General features: G+C 66.3%; 15 protein-coding genes. 7 read left to right on the top strand and 8 right to left on the bottom strand.

Translation table 11 applies throughout. The annotated features are described in order from the left end of the window. Nucleotides 1-131: 131 nt before the first annotated feature. Nucleotides 132-1,301 (top strand): acyl-CoA dehydrogenase family protein, encoded by a 1,170-nt coding sequence (locus tag AC0ZZU_RS15815; protein WP_476341947.1) that lies wholly within the window; start codon nucleotides 132-134, stop codon nucleotides 1,299-1,301. Beyond that, nucleotides 1,298-2,485 (top strand): acyl-CoA dehydrogenase family protein, encoded by a 1,188-nt coding sequence (locus AC0ZZU_RS15810; RefSeq protein ID WP_476341946.1) that lies wholly within the window; start codon nucleotides 1,298-1,300, stop codon nucleotides 2,483-2,485. Before AC0ZZU_RS15815 ends, AC0ZZU_RS15810 begins: the two co-directional genes overlap by 4 nt. A gap of 48 nt (nucleotides 2,486-2,533) precedes the next feature. Here the strand turns inward: AC0ZZU_RS15810 and AC0ZZU_RS15805 are convergent, their stop codons facing one another. The 3 genes from AC0ZZU_RS15805 to AC0ZZU_RS15795 are packed head-to-tail and all read right to left on the bottom strand — an operon-like array spanning nucleotide 2,534 to nucleotide 4,698. Further along, complete coding sequence (locus AC0ZZU_RS15805) at nucleotides 2,534-3,169, bottom strand: nuclear transport factor 2 family protein (protein ID WP_476341945.1); 636 nt, start codon at nucleotides 3,167-3,169, stop codon at nucleotides 2,534-2,536. Then, on the bottom strand, nucleotides 3,169-3,942 hold the full coding sequence (locus tag AC0ZZU_RS15800; protein ID WP_476341944.1) for an SDR family NAD(P)-dependent oxidoreductase: 774 nt from the start codon (nucleotides 3,940-3,942) through the stop codon (nucleotides 3,169-3,171). The genes AC0ZZU_RS15805 and AC0ZZU_RS15800 overlap by 1 nt, the downstream gene beginning before the upstream one ends. Nucleotides 3,943-3,954: 12 nt before the next feature. Further along, entirely contained in the window at nucleotides 3,955-4,698 is a 744-nt protein-coding gene (locus tag AC0ZZU_RS15795) for an SDR family NAD(P)-dependent oxidoreductase (RefSeq protein ID WP_476341943.1), read from the bottom strand. Between the two features lie 244 nt (nucleotides 4,699-4,942). On the opposite strand from AC0ZZU_RS15795, the gene AC0ZZU_RS15790 reads away from it, so the two are divergent. Then, nucleotides 4,943-5,776, top strand: a complete 834-nt coding sequence (locus AC0ZZU_RS15790) for an alpha/beta fold hydrolase (RefSeq protein ID WP_476341942.1) — start codon at nucleotides 4,943-4,945, stop codon at nucleotides 5,774-5,776. Between the two features lie 49 nt (nucleotides 5,777-5,825). On the opposite strand, the gene AC0ZZU_RS15785 is transcribed toward AC0ZZU_RS15790, so the two are convergent. The 5 genes from AC0ZZU_RS15785 to AC0ZZU_RS15765 all read right to left on the bottom strand — a co-directional run bounded on the left by AC0ZZU_RS15785 (nucleotide 5,826) and on the right by AC0ZZU_RS15765 (nucleotide 12,696). After that, complete coding sequence (locus AC0ZZU_RS15785; protein WP_476341940.1) at nucleotides 5,826-7,058, bottom strand: NADH:flavin oxidoreductase; 1,233 nt, start codon at nucleotides 7,056-7,058, stop codon at nucleotides 5,826-5,828. 16 nt (nucleotides 7,059-7,074) lie between these two features. After that, nucleotides 7,075-8,718: a DUF1302 domain-containing protein gene (locus AC0ZZU_RS15780; protein ID WP_476341938.1), complete on the bottom strand. Its 1,644-nt coding sequence runs from the start codon at nucleotides 8,716-8,718 to the stop codon at nucleotides 7,075-7,077. Nucleotides 8,719-8,795: 77 nt separating this feature from the next. Continuing rightward, nucleotides 8,796-10,418 carry a FadD3 family acyl-CoA ligase gene (locus tag AC0ZZU_RS15775; RefSeq protein WP_476341937.1) on the bottom strand — a complete coding sequence of 541 codons (1,623 nt, stop codon included), beginning with the start codon at nucleotides 10,416-10,418 and terminating at the stop codon, nucleotides 8,796-8,798. A 20-nt stretch (nucleotides 10,419-10,438) separates the two neighbouring features. Further along, the gene (locus AC0ZZU_RS15770) at nucleotides 10,439-11,461 is read right to left on the bottom strand and encodes a 2Fe-2S iron-sulfur cluster-binding protein (RefSeq protein WP_476341936.1); all 1,023 of its coding nucleotides are present in this window, start codon (nucleotides 11,459-11,461) and stop codon (nucleotides 10,439-10,441) included. A 47-nt stretch (nucleotides 11,462-11,508) separates the two neighbouring features. Continuing rightward, entirely contained in the window at nucleotides 11,509-12,696 is a 1,188-nt protein-coding gene (locus tag AC0ZZU_RS15765; RefSeq protein WP_476341935.1) for an acyl-CoA dehydrogenase family protein, read from the bottom strand. 223 nt (nucleotides 12,697-12,919) lie between these two features. On the opposite strand from AC0ZZU_RS15765, the gene AC0ZZU_RS15760 reads away from it, so the two are divergent. The 4 genes from AC0ZZU_RS15760 (at nucleotide 12,920) to dmpG (ending at nucleotide 16,564) form a co-directional block, all read left to right on the top strand. Continuing rightward, entirely contained in the window at nucleotides 12,920-13,693 is a 774-nt protein-coding gene (locus AC0ZZU_RS15760) for a glucose 1-dehydrogenase (RefSeq protein WP_476341934.1), read from the top strand. 71 nt (nucleotides 13,694-13,764) lie between these two features. Next, the gene (locus AC0ZZU_RS15755; RefSeq protein ID WP_476341933.1) at nucleotides 13,765-14,556 is read left to right on the top strand and encodes a fumarylacetoacetate hydrolase family protein; all 792 of its coding nucleotides are present in this window, start codon (nucleotides 13,765-13,767) and stop codon (nucleotides 14,554-14,556) included. Between the two features lie 39 nt (nucleotides 14,557-14,595). Beyond that, nucleotides 14,596-15,525 carry an acetaldehyde dehydrogenase (acetylating) gene (locus AC0ZZU_RS15750; RefSeq protein WP_476341932.1) on the top strand — a complete coding sequence of 310 codons (930 nt, stop codon included), beginning with the start codon at nucleotides 14,596-14,598 and terminating at the stop codon, nucleotides 15,523-15,525. A gap of 10 nt (nucleotides 15,526-15,535) precedes the next feature. After that, nucleotides 15,536-16,564: a 4-hydroxy-2-oxovalerate aldolase gene (dmpG, locus tag AC0ZZU_RS15745; RefSeq protein WP_476341931.1), complete on the top strand. Its 1,029-nt coding sequence runs from the start codon at nucleotides 15,536-15,538 to the stop codon at nucleotides 16,562-16,564. Nucleotides 16,565-16,609: the final 45 nt, after the last annotated feature.

Genomic DNA, 16,609 nt, shown 5'->3' with positions numbered 1-16,609 from the left:
CTCATCGTCCGTTGAGACTACGCAGCCCAGGCCCCCGACCTGGCGGGGGTCTAGTCCGTTTCAATGATTCGGCCGCCAGAGCAGCGCTCCTAGACTCGGGTCTTCCTCCGCCGTACCAGAGACCAACGCTTATGGAGTTCGCATTCAACGAAGAACAACGGATGATTCAGGACAGCGCCGCCCGCTTTCTGGCCCAGGCCAGCGATTCGCAGGCGGTGCGCGCGGCCATGGCCCGGCCCGAGGGACATGACCGGCAGGTGTGGCAGCAGATCGCGCAGGAGCTGTGCTGGCCGGCGCTGATCGTTCCCGAGCGCTTTGGCGGACTGGGACAAGGGTTCGTGGACCTTGCGATCCTGCTGGAGCAAAGTGGCCGCCATCTGCTGTGCGGGCCGCTGCTGGCCACCACGTGCCTGGCCACGCCGGCGCTGCTGCTGGCCGGGAATCCTTCGGCACAGGAACGCTGGCTCGGCGAAATTGTCGCCGGCACCACCGCCACGCTGGCTTTCGCCAGCCAGCCGGGGCTTGAAGCCGAGAGCGTGCAGGCGCTGGCCGTGCCCGGTGAAGGTGGTTACCGCCTGAGCGGCACGTACCTTCAGGTACTCGACGGCGGTGATGCCCAGCTGCTGATCGTTGCCGCACGTTCGCCGGGCAGCGAGGGTCAGGCCGGCATCAGCCTGTTCGCCGTGCCCGCCGAGAGTGCCGGCATCACTCGCCGCACGCTGCCCACCCTCGACCAGACCCGCCGCCTGGCCAACCTGGAGTTCCTGGACGTGGCCGTCAGCGAAGCGCAGTTGCTCTGCAGCGCAGGCCAAGGGTGGCCGTCGCTGCGTGACACGCTGCTGATCGCCGGGATCGGCCTTGCCGCCGAGCAGACCGGTGGGGCTCAGCACGCCTTGGACCTGACGCTCGCCTACACCGCCCAGCGCCAGCAGTTTGGCCGTCCGATCGCCAGTTTCCAGGCAGTCAAGCATCGCTGCGCCGACCTGATGCTGGAGCTCGAGTGCGCGCGCTCCGCCAGCTGGTACGCCGCTTGCGTGGCCCAGGAGCGCCTCGACCCGCAAGGCGACCCCGCCGTGGCCGAAGAACTGCTGGAGGCGTGCGCCACTGCGCAGATCCACGCCAGCGAGGCGTTTTTCCACTGCGCGGCCGAGTCGATCCAGCTGCACGGCGGGGTCGGCTTTACCTGGGAATACGACCCCCATCTGTATTTCAAACGCGCTCGCGCCAGCGAGCAACTGCTCGGTAGCCCGGCGCTGCACCGTGAGCGCCTGGCGGCGCGGATTCTTGGAGACTCACTATGAAAATCGGATTCAACGCCGAGGATGAAGCCTTTCGCGAGGAGGTCGCGCACTGGCTGAGCGAACACCTGCGCGGTGATTTCACCGCCCTTCGCTTTCGCGGCGGGCCGGGCGACGAACACAGCTTTTCCAGCGAACGCAAAGCCTGGGAACGCGAACTGGCGGCGGGCGGCTGGGTTGGCGTGGGCTGGTCCGAAGAGGACGGCGGCCGGGGCTTGAGCCTGCCTCGCCAGGTGATTTTCCATGAAGAGTACGCCCGCGCTGGCGGCCCGGGACGCATGGGGCATATTGGCGAGGGCCTGGTGGGCCCGACGCTTGCCGCGTTCGGCACCGCAGCGCAGAAACAACGCTTTCTGCCAGGCATCCTGTCGGGCACGCAGTACTGGTGCCAAGGCTATTCGGAGCCTGGTGCCGGGTCGGACCTGGCCAATGTACAGACCCGCGCGCGCCTCGATGAGCGCGGCGAGCACTGGCTGGTCAGCGGGCAGAAGGTCTGGACTTCACTGGCCCATGAGTCCGACTGGTGCTTCGTGCTGGCGCGCACCGAGCCCGGCAGCCGTGGTCACCATGGCCTGTCGTTCCTGCTGGTGCCCATGGACCAGGCGCAGGTGCGCGTGCAACCGATCCAGCAGATGACCGGCAGCAGCGAATTCAACGAAGTGTTCTTCGACCAGGCGCGCACGGGCGTGGACAACATGGTCGGCCAGCCCGGCGAAGGGTGGAAGATCGCCATGGCCTTGCTGGGCTTTGAGCGCGGCGCCTCGACCCTGGGGCAGCAGATGCAGTTTCACAACGAGCTCGCGCAGGTGATCGAGGTGGCACGGCGCAACGGCGCGGCGCGCGACCCACTCCTGCGCCAACGCATTGCCCAGGCGTGGGCGGGCTTGAAAGTCTTGCGCTACAACTCGCTGCGCATGTTGTCTGGCCCCCAGGATGGCAGCCTGCGGCGCGAGGCGATGATCTACAAGCTGGCCTGGTCGAACTGGCATGCCGAACTGGGCAAGCTGGCCATGGATGTGCTGGGCGATGAAGCAGAACTGCTCGAAGGCGAGCCGTACCAGCTCAACCGGCTGCAGGCGTTGTTCCTGTTCAGCCGGGCCGACACGCTGTACGGCGGGAGTAATGAAATCCAGCGCAACATCATTGCGGAGCGGGCACTGGGAATGCCTCGCGAACCGCGCGCCTGAGCAAGACAGCGGGGCAGCCTGGGCTGCCCCGCTACCCCGCTGCCAGCGTTACCTGACGCGTATCCGGGGATCTCCTGCCCCCTGGCGCATCGTCGCCAGGAACCGCTCCACAGGCGCGGGCTCGGCGATCTGCGGCAGGCTGTCCTTGTCTGGCCGCTGCGCCCAGAACACATCCCACGAGGGAAACAGCTCATGGAAGCTGCCGGCATAAGGCTCCCGTCCCGGCCAGCGCATCTTCATCCCGCCAATGGGCGGCCTGTTGAGGTCCGTCGCATACCAGTAGCAGGGCAAGCGGCGACGGAAGCACCAGCGGCCGTCGACCCGCTGGTAATCGTCCCAGTAGAGCATCTGCATGATCACCCACTCAGGCCCGGTCTCATGCTCGTTCTTCGAATACACCACGCCGGTGGCATGGTCGGCATCGGTGAACTCGATGATGTGCTGGCCCAGGTGATGCGAGGTGCCGTGGAACTGGCGGCGCATGGTGTCGTCCAGCCAGGCCTTGAGGTGTACCCTGCCGTGCTTGTCCCGGCCGACTTTCACATCAGGCACGAAGCAGTTGGCCATGGCATCCATGTCGCGCATGTCAAGGGCCAGCGCGTACTTGCCCGCCAACTGCCGGATGGCGTCGAGCGACTCCAGGCGGTCGATGCGCGCCTCGAGCGAAACCGTCTCCAGGCTCATCACTCGAGCACCGTGTACAGGTCCGAACTGCGCCCGCCATCCACCGCCAGGCTGGCGCCGGTGACATAGGACGCTTCATCGCTGGCCAGGAACAGGATCGCGTTGGCAAGCTCCACCGGCAGCCCAACGCGCTTCATGGGGATCACCTTCTCGGTGTTGGCGCGGGTTTTCTCATCGCCGAGCATGCCTGCCGTGGCGGGCGTGTCGACCACCCCGGGAATCACCACGTTGCAGCGGATCCCATGGCAGGCGCCCTCGCTGGCCGCCGCGCGGCTGAAGTTGATGACCGCGGCCTTGGCGGCCGAGTAGCCGGCCATCCAGGCGGTGCCGAACAGGCCGCAGATCGAGGCGATGTTGACGATGGCGCCGCCGCCCTGGTCCTTCATCAGGCGCATGGCGGTACGGGTACCCCAGAACGTGCCATCGACGGTGGTGGCGAAGTTGGCGTGCCAGTCAGCGGTGGACAGGCTGTCGATGCCGCCCCAGGTGTAGGCCATGGCGTTGTTGACCAGGATATCCAGGCGCCCGTGGCGCTGCGCGGCGGCTTCCAGCGCGCCGACATAGGCATGCTCGTCGCTCACGTCGGCCACGGCGATGTCGCCCTGCCCGCCCGCCGCGCGAATCCGCTCCAGCACCTGTTCCAGAGGCTGTGCGCGCCGCCCGCAGAGCACCACGATGGCGCCCTCCTCGGCAAATCTCAACGCCGTGGCCTGGCCGATCCCGGAACCTGCGCCGGTGATGAAAGCGATCTTGCCCTGCAGTCGTCTGCTCATCGTGCGTTCCCCTTAGATGAAGGCCATGCCGCCGTTGACGGCGATGTTCTGCCCGGTGATGAAACTGGCATCGTCGCTGCCCAGGAAGACCGCCACGCTGGCGATCTCATCGGTTTCGCACAGCCGGCCCAGGGGCACATTCCTGAGCATCGCCTGCATGTGCTCCTCGGCGACGCCGGCCATCATCGGGGTGTTGGTCGGGCCCGGCACCAGCGTGTTCACGCGAATACCCGACGGCGCCAGTTCCCGGGCGATCGAGCGGGTCAGGCCCATCACTGCGGCCTTCGAGGCGCAGTAGTGGCTTGGTCCTTCGCCGGTGAGCGCGGCGGTACTCGAGAGGTTGATGATCACCCCCTTGCGCTGGCCCTTGACCATCAGGCGCGCGCCTTCACGGCAGCACAGGAAGGTACCGCCGAGGTTGACTCCAAGCACGCGTGCCCAGCTTTCGTCCGAGGTTTCCAGGAAGCTGTCGAAGGCACCGACGCCGGCGTTGTTGACCAGGATATCCAGCCCGCCAAAGCGCGTCTCGACCTGGCCCATGGCATCGGCGACACAGGCTCCGTCCGCGACATTGCAGGCCAGGGCCAGGACACGGTCCTGCAGGTCCGCGAGATCGCCCAGGCTTTCGACCAGGGCCGCCTGGTCGAGATCGACCGCGACCACCCTGGCGCCCTCGGCCACGAAGCGGCGTACCATGGCCTGCCCCATGCCCTGCGCCGCCCCCGTGACAAACACAACTTTGTTCAGCAACTTCATAGCGTTCTCCTGCAGTGCGTTGAAGCCTGGCGACAGCGACAGGCCGTTCGCCTGCATGATTGGCCGTGCCAGCGCCCGAGGCATCGTCCGATAGGACTAACGCCGCGCCGCCGGGCCGTGGTCTGAACGGACGATGCCGGGCCCACCTCATGAAACGGATCATCCAGGGGCGCGACCCAGGCACCGCGACCCGCTCATCCGGGCCGGACCTTCGCCCCTCTTCAAGCCGATCCGGAGACCCGACATGAGCCAACCCGAAGACTTGCCGCTACCTACCGGCCATTACCTGACGCTGCCCAGCGGCCTGCGCCTTCACTACCTGGACGAGGGCACAGGCCCGGTGGTGGTGTGGCTGCACGGCAGCGGCCCAGGAGCCAGCGGCTTCAGCAACTTCAAGGGCAACTATCCGCAGTTCACCGACGCCGGCTACCGCAACCTGGTGGTCGACCTGCCCGGGTTCGGGCGTTCCGACAAGCCCGAGGACGTGCAGTACGACCTGGCGTTTTTCATCGACAGCGTGACCGGGCTGCTCGATGCGCTGGACATCGACCGCTGCACCGTGCTCGGCAATTCCCTGGGCGGCGCGATTGCCCTGGGCATGGCGCTGCGCCTGCCCTCGCGAATCGAACGCCTGATCCTGCTGGCACCCGGCGGTGTCGAGGAGCGCGAGACGTACTTCAGGATGGAAGGCATCGTGCGCATGGTCAGCCTGTTCAACGCAGGCCCCGTCGGGCTTGAAGAGATGCGCAGCATGATGCGCCTGCAGCTGTTCGATGACTCGATCCTGCCGCAGAGCCTGCTGCTCGAACGCGTGGCGGTCGCGCGCACCCAGCCGAAGACTCTGTTCAGTACCATGCAGGTACCGAACATGGAATCGCGCCTGGGCGAGCTGCAGTGCCCGATCCTCGGTTTCTGGGGCAGCAACGACAACTTCAACCCGGTCGGCGGTGCCCAGCGCATCATCGACGGCGCGCCGCACGCTCGCTTCATCGTGCTCAACCGCTGCGGGCACTGGGTGCAGGTGGAACATCGCGACCTGTTCAACCGCAGCTGCCTGGAGTTCCTGCGCCACGGTTGAAACCTGAAAGGCAGGCATCGCCGGCGAAACCGGCGATGCCTGCCGGGCTTCAGCCAGCCTTCAGGACGACCCCGGCCGGTTGCCGGTTGAGTTCGGCATCACCTGGCTTGCCGAGCACACAGGACGTCCCGCCCGGGGTGTACATCATCGCCACGCAACGGTTGCAGGCGGTGCAGATCGAGTCCTTGCTGGCGCCGCTGGCAAGCTTCTCGACATAGTCCTTCTCGGCCAGCAGCACGCGGCCCATGGCGACCAGGTCGAAGCCTTCGGCCAGCACCTGCTCGATGCTCTGCAAGCTCCTGGCACCGCCCAGGTACGCCAGCGGCATCTTCACAGCCGCCCTCACCTTGCGTGCGTGCTCGAGCAGGTACAGTTCGCGGAACTCGACCTGCGGGTCGCGCAGGCGCTGGATCTTCATCGCCAGGGCGATGACCGGGTTCTTCTGCTGGACGCGGTTTTCCTTGGGGAAGGAGGAGCCGAACATGGTGGTGATCGACTCGGCGTTCATGCCTGCGCTGAGCACCAGCAGATGGGCGCCCTCCTGTTCGAGCATGCGCGCGATCCGTGCGCCGTCCTCGGCGCTGTTGCCGGCCCGCACGCCTTCGGTGACGCTGTACTTGCAGATCACCGCCAGGTCGCGGCCGACCGCATCGAGCACGGCCCGCAGCACACGGCGCGGAAAGCGCAAGCGGTTTTCCAGGCTGCCGCCGTACTGGTCGCGCCGCTTGTTGTACATCGGCGAGATGAACTGGCTGAGCAGGTAACCGTGGCCCATGTGGATTTCCACGGCATCGAATCCTGCCTCGCGGGCCGTGCGAGCGCCCTGTGCAAAGTCCTGCACCACCTGGCGCATGTCGTCTTCGGTCATGGCCTGCTTGAAGAACATGCCGCTCATCATGCCGATCTTGTTGAAGCCGCCGCTGGCCGACAGCGGGTAGCGGGTGGCGCGCTCGCGAATGAACGTGAAGCAGCCACCGTGGGTGATCTGCGCGCTGGCCAACCCTCCCTCGCGGTGAACCTCATCGGTCAGGGCCTTGAAATGCGGCAGGCTCTCACGGGTCAGTGACAGTTGATTGGGCAAGGTGCGGCCATCCTGGCTGACCGCGCAGTAGGCCACGGTGGTCAGCGCCACGCCGCCACGGGCAAGGTCGGCATGCAGCTTGACCAACTGTCGCGAAGGCAGGCCCTGGGTGCTCATGCCTTCGTTGGTGGCGGCCTTGATGAAGCGGTTCTTGAGGGTCAGCGGGCCCAGGGTAATCGGGCTGAACGGGGACGTGTGCATGGCAGGGCCCTTGTTATCAGAAAGTGTATTTGGTGTTGAACGACACGTAGTCGCGGTCCGCGAGCAGGCGTCCCTGGGCAATGTCCGGCGAGCTGAGGTAGGCCACGTAGGTCAGGCCGACCTGGAAGTTGCCCAGGTACTTGATGTCGCCACCCACGGTCAGGCGTTTCTCATCGCGGCCCAGTCCCTGATAGGCACTGCCGTCGAGATTCTGCGTCCAGGACACGCGCGTGATCAGGTCGAAGCCATCGGCGATGCCCGGGTGTTCCATGTACGCGCTGACCCCAAGCAAGGTCTGGCCGCGGGTCTGGGTGGCGGACTCGAACCGATTGAAACTGCCGTCCACGCCCGGGCCGCCACCGCTGATGTGCACGGTATCAACGCCCTGGATATGCTGGTGCACTACCTCGGCCATGAAGGTGGTCTGCTGGGCCAGGAAGCTTGGGCCGAGGATGTAGCTGCCATTGAGGTTGCCTTGCCAGATCTGGCCCCGCGCGGGTGCGCCGTTGTCCAGGTACACAGCCGCGCCGTCGCGGTAGCTCAGGTCGCCCGCGAACTGCACTGAATCGGCCAGCTTGGAACTGAAGCTCACCCCGGTCAGTTCCACATCGTCCAGATACCCCAGGCGATACACCGGGCCGCTGCCTGCGCTGGCATAACGGCCGATGTCGTCCAGCGATGAATACTGGGTCTGCCCGCTGAAGTCGAAGAACAGGGACCCCACGCGCTCGTGGTAGCGATAGTGGAACAGGCCGACCTCGGTGTTGTCGGTCACTCGATAACGCACACCCAGGCCCCACTGGCCGCTGTCGCGGGGCTCGACATCGCCCGCATAGGCCACGGCCTGCGCCGCGGGCAGGCTGTCGACCACGCCAGCCCCGAGCCGGTAGAACTCGGCGCCAGGGCCAAAGGTATCGCTGCCGAAGAAGTCGCCGACCGGGTTCAGCTGGGTCTTTTCCCACTCGTACTGGTAGAAGCCGACCAGGGTCAGGTCTTCGTTGAGCGACCAGGACGCCGACACCTGGCCAACCGGCAGGTAGGCATCCTTGGCTTCGGTCCCCGGAACGTTGAACTTGGTGGCATCCACAGGCGCCTGGCCCTGGCTGATGTTGGCCCAGAACAGGCTCTCGCCCCAGGCGACCAGATGGCGGCCGACCTTGAGCGACAGGTACTGGTTGTCGGCGACGTCGAAGTTGCCGTAGACATAGGCGTCCAGCAGGCGCGCCTTGCTGCCGCTCAGGTGCCGGGTGTCCTCGCTGAAGCCGTTGGCACGGCCGATCTTGTTCACCGTGCCGGGCGAGTCGTTGTCGTTGAGGTCGTGGTAGACGTCGTCGTAGAAGTGACTGCCGCGCAACACCGCCCCGAGGTTGTCGTGCTTGAGCAGCATCTCGCCGAATACGCTGACGCGATTGTTGACCAGCGAGCCCCGCTTGAAATTGCGCGAGCCGTCATCGTTGTTCGGGTCGCCGAGGTATTGCTGGGCAGGTTTGGCGGTGCGCATCGAGGCGGTGTAGTTGACGGTCAGGGAGGTATCCAGGGTGGTGTTCTCGCCCAGTTCCAGCCGCGGACCGGCATTGGCCTGGGTGCAGGCCACTGCCAGTGTCAGCAACGCCGCGCCGGGGAATACGTCCTTGCAGATACGTGAGTCGTGCCTAGCCATGCAGGTTTCCTTGTTCTTGTTGTGGGTCGCCGGCGCAGCGTGGAGCGCCGGCGGCGCGCAGGCATCATCCATCTGGCCTAGGCGGGTTGGCTGGCGCTCGCTGCGAGCAAGGTGCGCAGCTCGTTCTTGGCCACCTTCGCCGATGGATTGAGCGGCAACGACGCCATGAAGCGCACCTGCCGGGGCACCTTGTAGTTGGCCATGCGCTCGCGGCTCCAGGCGACCAGCTCCTGGGCCTGCAGCTGCTGGCCTTCGCGCAGTACCACACAGGCACACCCCACTTCGCCCATCCGCTCGTCGGCCACGCCCACCACCGCCACCTGGGCGATCGCCGGGTGATCGATCAGGGTGGCTTCGATCTCCGCCGGGTAACAGTTGAAACCGCCCACGATGAACAGGTCCTTGAGCCGGTCGGTGATGATCAGGTTGCCCGACACGTCCAGGCGCCCGACATCCCCGGTGTGCAGCCAGCCCTCGCTGTCGATGGCCTCGGCGGTCGCTGCGCGGTCCTCGAAATACCCCTGCATCACATGGAAGCCGCGCAGGCAGATCTCGCCGGTTTCACCTGTGGGCAGCGCCTGGCTACTCGGGTCGCGGATACTCACTTCGGTGCCTGCCAGCGCCCGTCCGCTGGTGGTGGCGATGGTCTCGGCCGAGTCCCGGGGATCGCACAGTGTTGCCAGGCCGCCGCACTCGGTCAGGCCGTAGGCGGTGATCACGCAACTGAAGCCCAGTTCGCCGCGCATCCGCTCGATCAGGCTCGGGGGAATGCTGGCCGAGCCGGTCACGGCGATGCGCAGGCTCGACAGATCGGTCTCGCGCAAGCGGGGATGCGCCAGCAACGACAGGTACAAGGTTGGCGCGCCGGGCAACACGCTGATGCGGTCGCGGGCGATCCGCTGGAACACCGCGTCGGCTTCGAACACCGCATGCGGCAGGATGGTCGCGCCGGCAAGCAGGCACGTCAGCCAGCCTGCCTTGTAGCCGAAGGCATGGAAGAACGGGTTGACGATGAGGTAGCGGTCCCCCGGCACCAGGCCGATCACCCGCACGTACTCACTGAAGGCACGCAGGCAGGCGCCATGCCCGCTCATCACGCCCTTGGGCTTGCCCGTGGTGCCCGAGGTGAACAACAGGTCGCAGACCGCCTCCGGCTGGATGGACAGGGCCCGGCGCTGGGCGGTCAGCGCCTCGACCGTCACGGCCCCGGCCTTGAACTGCTCGAAGGTCAGGTCGCAGTGCTCACGCGGTGAATCGCTGCCGAGCACCACCAGGTGGGCGAGGCTGTGGGGACGAAAGGGTTGCAGCATCGCGGGATAGTCGGTGTCGAGGAAGCGTTGCTGGACGAACAGCACCCGGCAACCGCTGCGCGCGAGCACATCGGCAGCTTCGGGCCCCTTGGCGCGGGTATTGAGCGGCACCAGCACGGCGCCCGCGCAATGAATGCCCAAGGCGGTGATGATCCAGTCGCGCCCGTTGGGCGCCCACACGCCAACCCGCTCGCCTGGCTGGATGCCCAGCGCCATCAGGCCGCGCGTGACCTCCAGCGCCAGCGCCGGCAGCTGCGCGTAATCGATGCAGATGCCGTCGTCCTCGATCGCGGTACGGCCGGCGAAACGCTGGGCGCTGTCGAACAGCAGCCGGGGGATGGTAGCCGGCACCGCAGCCGGGCTCAGGTCACTGCTCACGCTTGGGGTCATGACTGGGTCGTTCATAGGCATCACTCGGGGAATCGGATACGCAGGTGCGCACTGGTGGGGACGGCCTGGCAGGCCAGGATCCAGCCCTCGGCCAGTTCGTCGGCCTCCAGTGCATCGTTGAGCAGCAGTTCGATGTCGCCACTTTCAAGGGTGCACATGCATGAGGCGCAACCGCCCACCCTGCAGGCACTGGGTGGCTTGAGGCCGGCCCGTTCCATGGCCGCCAGGACGGTTTCGCCGCTGGCACAGTCCAGCTGGTGATCCTCGCCGTCCAGGCGCACGGCAAGCTGTGCTGCCACCGCCGCTTCACTGGCGTGCACCTGCACCGTCTCCCCCTCTCCCGGCAACGAGACGAAGCGCTCCACATGCACCCGATTGGCCGGAACACCCAGGCTCTTCAGAGCGCTGACCGCGGTGTCCATGAACGGCCCAGGGCCGCAGATGAACGCCTCGGCGTCAATGAAAGGCCGGGCCAGCGTCGCCAACTGCTGCGCGCACGGTATGCCCTGGACCGCATCGAGCCAGTGCACCACCTGCAGGCGCTCGGGGTGGGCGCTGGCGAGCAGCTGCAGCTCGTCCCGGAAAATCACCGAGGCTTCATTGCGGTTGGCGTAGACCAGGAGGATCCGTCCCTGGCCGGCCAAGAGCGCCGAACGCAGGATCGACAGTACGGGTGTCACGCCGCTGCCACCGCCGAACAACAGCAGGTCGGCATCCAGGTTGCGCGGCACGAACACGCCTGCCGGCGGCAGCACTTGCAGGGTCTGGCCTTCCTGAAGCTGGCCGCACAGCCAGTTCGAGGCGCGTCCATCGCGGACCCGCTTGACCGTCACCCGCAACGGCTCATCGAGCAACGGCGTGCTCGACAGCGAATAACAGCGCGGCAGCCAGTCATCTGCGTAGGGGATGCGCAGGGTCAGGAACTGCCCAGGTTGATAGCGAAAGCGCTCGGCGAGGTGCTCGGGCACATCGAAGATCAGCGAGCAGGCATCGGCCGTTTCCTCGACCACCCGCGCCACGCGCAAGGCAAGAAAGTCATTCATGGCTCAAGCTCTCAAGGTGCCCGCCCCGTGACAGGCGGGCAAAGGCGTCAAACGTACGGATCCGGGTTGGGCAAGCCCAACTGCACCGCGCCCAAGGTGCGGCCATAGGCCTGGAAGTTGTTGGCGATATGCCCGCGCGCCTGGTGCAGGTCGCGGAACAGGCGCGCCACCGGGTTGGTGTTGTAGAGCCCGGAGGCGGCCATGCAGCGCAACAGTTCGTTGACCTTCTCGGCGCACAGGTTGGTGACGTACGCCGACTGGTAGCGGTACAGCAGGCGGGTTTCCACATCGGGCATTTCCCCGGCACGCGCCAACTGCATCAGGTGCTCATAGTTGCGTTCGAGCACCAGCCTGAGGCTGTCGACGGTGATCGTGGCGTCGGCCACGGCCGTCTGCGCCGCCGGATCGTCGGCCGTGCGCGAGCCGTGCTTGCCGATGTGCTGGGCCGCATTGGCGCGGAACAGATCGATCGCGCCCTGCAGGGCGCCGATGGCCGAGGTCGATACAGCCCTGGAAAACACCTGGGCAAAGGGAATGGCATAGATAGGGTTGGTGTTGACCAGCCGTCCAGGGGTGGCCTCCAGGGCGCAGTTGTTGGTGCGCTGGACGCGGTGCGCGGGCACGAAGACGTCTTCGACCAGGATGTCGTGGCTGCCGGTACCGCGCAGTCCCAGCACGTCCCAGTTGCGTTCGATGCGGTAGTCGCTACGCGGCAGCAGGAACGTGCCGTGCTCGGCGGCCTGCTCCCCGTCCGCCGGCAGGATCCCGCCCAGCAACGCCCACTGACAGTGTTCGCTGCCACTGGAAAAGCCCCAGCGACCACTGATCCGGTAGCCACCTTCCACGACCGTGACCTTGGCGGTCGGCATATAGGTGGAGGACACCAGCGTGTCAGGGTCCTGCCCCCACACCTCGCGCTGGGCCTCGACCGGGTAGCGCGCCAGCTGCCAAGGGTGCACGCCCATGACCCCGTACACCCAGGCGGTCGACATGCAGCCTTCGGCCAGGATCATCTGGATCTCGAAAAACGTCCGTGGGTCCACCTCGAAGCCACCAAAGGCGCGAGGCTGCAACGCCCGCAGCAACCCTGCGGCCTTCAGGTCGGCGATGGTGTCGTCGGCGACCTTGAGCTCGCGGTCACCTTGCGCCGAGCGTCCGCGCAGGGCGGGCAGCAGCTGGCGTGCCCGCTCCAGCAGTTGGATTTCGTCCGCGGTCTTTTCTCGCATGCTGTGCATCCTTCTGTTCTCCCGATCTCGTTGCGCCAATGCGCGAGCCATGACCGATCATCCGGCCGCAGCGCCTGGGGATCATCGTCAATGCGGACTAGAGCAGCGCAGGCCTCGGCGGGCGGGGCGCGGCGTTAGTCCATTGAGACGATGCCGCCCCGTTGGCCAGGGGAAATACTCGACACATCGAATGCCCCATGGGTCTGCCCAGGCTTAAGGAAGGATGAGTCGAATGAGTATCCTGCAACGTTTCCAGTTACCCGGCCGTGTGGCCATCGTCACCGGCAGCGGGCGTGGCATTGGCCGCGCCATTGCCTTGGCCTACGCCGAAGCGGGCGCCGACGTGGTGTGCAGCGCGCGCAGCATCGAGGACATCGAACAGGTCGCCGAAGAGGTGCGCAGGCTCGGGCGAGGTGCCCTGGCCATCGCCTGCGATGTCAACGACGCTGAGCAGCGCCAGGCCCTGGTCCGGCGCAGCCAGGAGCACTTCGGGCGCATCACCCACCTGGTCAACAATGCTGGCGGCGGCGGCCCCAACGACGCCCTTGCCCTGAGCCCCGAGCAGTTCGAGGACATCCTGCGTTTCAACGTGTCCAGCGCCTATGCCCTGTGCCAGCTGTGCGTGCCACTGATGCGCGAGGCGGGAGGCGGCAATATCGTCAACGTCAGCTCGGTAGCGGCGCGCTATGCGCAACGCCATTTCAGCGCCTACGGCACGGCCAAGGCGGCGCTGAGCCACCTGACGCGCTTGCTCGCCCAGGACTTCGCGCCCCAGGTGCGGGTCAACGCGGTAGCGCCCGGTCCGACCCTGACCGAGGCCTTGAACAAAGTGATGCCTGCGGCCATGCGTCAGACCATGGAAGCCAATACGCCGCTCGGCTGCCTGGGCAGCCCGGAAGATATCGCCGCGGCAGCCCTGTACCTGGCAAGTTCCGCCTCTGGCTGGGTCACCGGCAAGATCATCGATGTCGACGGCGGCGCTGACAGCAGCGTGTGGCCGGGCTGAACCCTTTTCTCGCCGGCGCCCTGGACCCTTGGGCCCGGCTTTTTTTTCCCCATGCCACGAGCGAAGCCACCATGGATGCCTCATTGATCACCGCCCTGGGCGATGAACTGTTCAATGCATTGCGGGGGCGAACCACCCTCGCCCCCCTGACCCAGCGCCATCCGGACATCAGCCTGGAGCAGGCCTACCGGATCTCCCTGCGGATCCTGCAGCGCCGCGAGGCGTTGGGCGAACAGCTGGTGGGCAAGAAGATCGGTGTCACCAGCCGCGCCGTGCAGCAGATGCTCGACGTGCACCAGCCCGACTTCGGCTTTCTCACCAATGCCATGCAGGTGCCCGATGGCAGCGAAGTGAGCTTCGCCCGTCATCAGCTCATCCAGCCCCGCGCCGAAGGCGAGATCGCGTTCATTCTCGGCGACGACCTGCAAGGCCCCGGGATCAGTGCCCAGGACGTGCTGGCCGCGACCCAGGCAGTGGCGCCGTGCTTCGAGATCGTCGATTCGCGCATCGACAACTGGCAGATCCGTATCCAGGACACCGTGGCCGACAACGCCTCCTGCGGGGTGTTTTCCCTCGGCGAGGCGCGCGTCGATCCGCGCGAGCTGGATCTGGCCCGGGTCGAGATGCACATCCTGAAAAACGGCCAACCGGCCGGCAGTGGCCTGGGTTCGGCAGTGCAGGGCCACCCCTGCAAAGCCGTGGCATGGCTCGCCAACACACTGGGCAAGCTGGGCATGCCCTTGCGCCGGGGCGAAATCATTCTGTCCGGAGCCCTGGCGCCCCTGATACCGCTGGTGCCGGGCGACCGCATCACGCTGTCGATGAGCGGCCTGGGCAATGCCAGCCTGCGCTTCGCTGCCTGAGCCGGCCCACCCCTTCCCCCTCCTTTGGAGTGATCGACAATGAGCAAGAAGATCAAATGCGCGCTGATCGGCCCGGGTAACATCGGCACCGACCTGCTCTACAAACTGATGCGCAGCGAGGTGCTCGAGCCCGTCTGGATGGTGGGCATCGATGACGCTTCCGACGGCCTGCAGCGCGCGCGCGAACTGGGCCTGAAAACCACCGCACTGGGCGTCGACGGCCTGTTGCCGCATGTGCTCGAAGACCAGGTGCAGATCGCCTTCGACGCAACCTCCGCCTATGTCCATGCCGAGAACTCGCGCAAGCTCAACGCCCTCGGTGTGCTGATGATCGACCTTACCCCTTGCGCCATCGGCCCCTACTGCGTGCCGCCGGTGAATCTCGAGGCCAACCTGGCGCGTGGCGAGATGAACGTCAACATGGTCACCTGCGGTGGCCAGGCGACCATTCCCCTGGTCGCCGCGGTGTCGAGCGTGCAAGCGGTGGACTACGCCGAGATCATCGCGACCGCAGCGTCGAAATCGGTGGGCCCGGGGACGCGCAAGAACATCGACGAGTTCACCCGCACCACCGCCCGCGCGGTGGAACAGGTGGGGGGCGCGAAACAGGGCAAGGCGATCATCATCGTCAATCCGGCCGAGCCGCCGCTGATCATGCGCGACACCGTGCACTGCATCACCGCCCAGACACCGGACGAAGGCGCCATTCGCGCCGCCATCGACGCCATGATCCTTGAGGTGCAGCGCTACGTGCCGGGCTACAAGCTGGTCAACGGCCCGGTCTTCGATGGCAACCGCGTGTCGATCTTCATGGAGGTCGAAGGCCTGGGTGACTACCTGCCCAAGTACGCCGGCAACCTCGACATCATGACCGCCGCTGCGGCGCGCACCGCCGAACTGTTCGCCGAGGACATCCTCAAGGGCGACCGGCTGCTGCGCGCCTCCACCGCCCAACCTGCCACCGCCTGAGGGAATGCCCATGGAACTTCGCGGCAAGAAAATCACCGTTCACGACATGTGCCTGCGCGACGGCATGCACCCCAAGCAGCACCGCATCAGCCTGGAGCAGATGAAAAGCATCGCCAGCGGCCTGGACCAGGCTGGTGTGCCCCTGATAGAGGTCACCCATGGCGATGGGCTGGGGGGCAGCTCGGTGAACTACGGCTTCCCCGCGCACACGGACGAGGAGTACCTGTCGGCGGTCATTCCGTTGATGAAAAAGGCCAAGGTCTCGGCGCTGCTGCTGCCCGGCATCGGTACCGTGGACCATCTGCAGATGGCCTACGAGCTGGGGGTCAACACCATTCGCGTGGCGACCCATTGCACCGAGGCCGATGTCAGTGAGCAGCACATCGCCCACGCCCGAAAGCTGGGCATGGACACCGTCGGCTTCCTGATGATGGCGCACATGAACAGTCCGGAGGGCCTGGTCCGGCAGGGCCTGTTGATGGAAAGCTACGGCGCCAACTGCATCTACCTCACCGACTCGGCCGGCTACCTGCTGCCCCACGACGTGGGCGCCCGGGTCACCGCGATGCGTGCAGCGCTCAAGCCGGAGACCGAGATCGGTTTCCATGGCCATCACAACCTGTCGATGGGCGTCGCCAACTCCATCGCCGCGATCTCGGCGGGCGCCACGCGCATCGACGCTGCCTGCGCGGGGCTGGGGGCCGGTGCCGGCAACACACCCATGGAAGTGCTGGTCGCGGTGTGTGACCGCATGGGCATCGAGACCGGGGTGAGCGTGTTCGGTATCCAGGATGTGGCAGAAGACCTGGTGGTGCCGATCATGGACTTCCCGATCCGCAGCGACCGGGATGCGTTGACCATGGGCTATGCAGGGGTCTATGGCTCGTTCCTGCTGTTTGCCAAGCGTGCCGAGCAGAAGTACGGCGTGCCGGCCCGGGAGATCCTGGTGGAGATGGGCAGGCGCGGGATGGTCGGCGGGCAGGAGGACATGATCGAGGATACGGCAATGACCCTGGCGCGCCAGCGGGCCACTACCTGACGCCTCGTTGAAGTCGTTGGCATCACCAGTCGCCGGCAGCGCCGG

This window comes from Pseudomonas sp. JE3303 (assembly GCF_056312565.1).
This window is presented reverse-complemented; position numbering and strand designations above follow the sequence as displayed.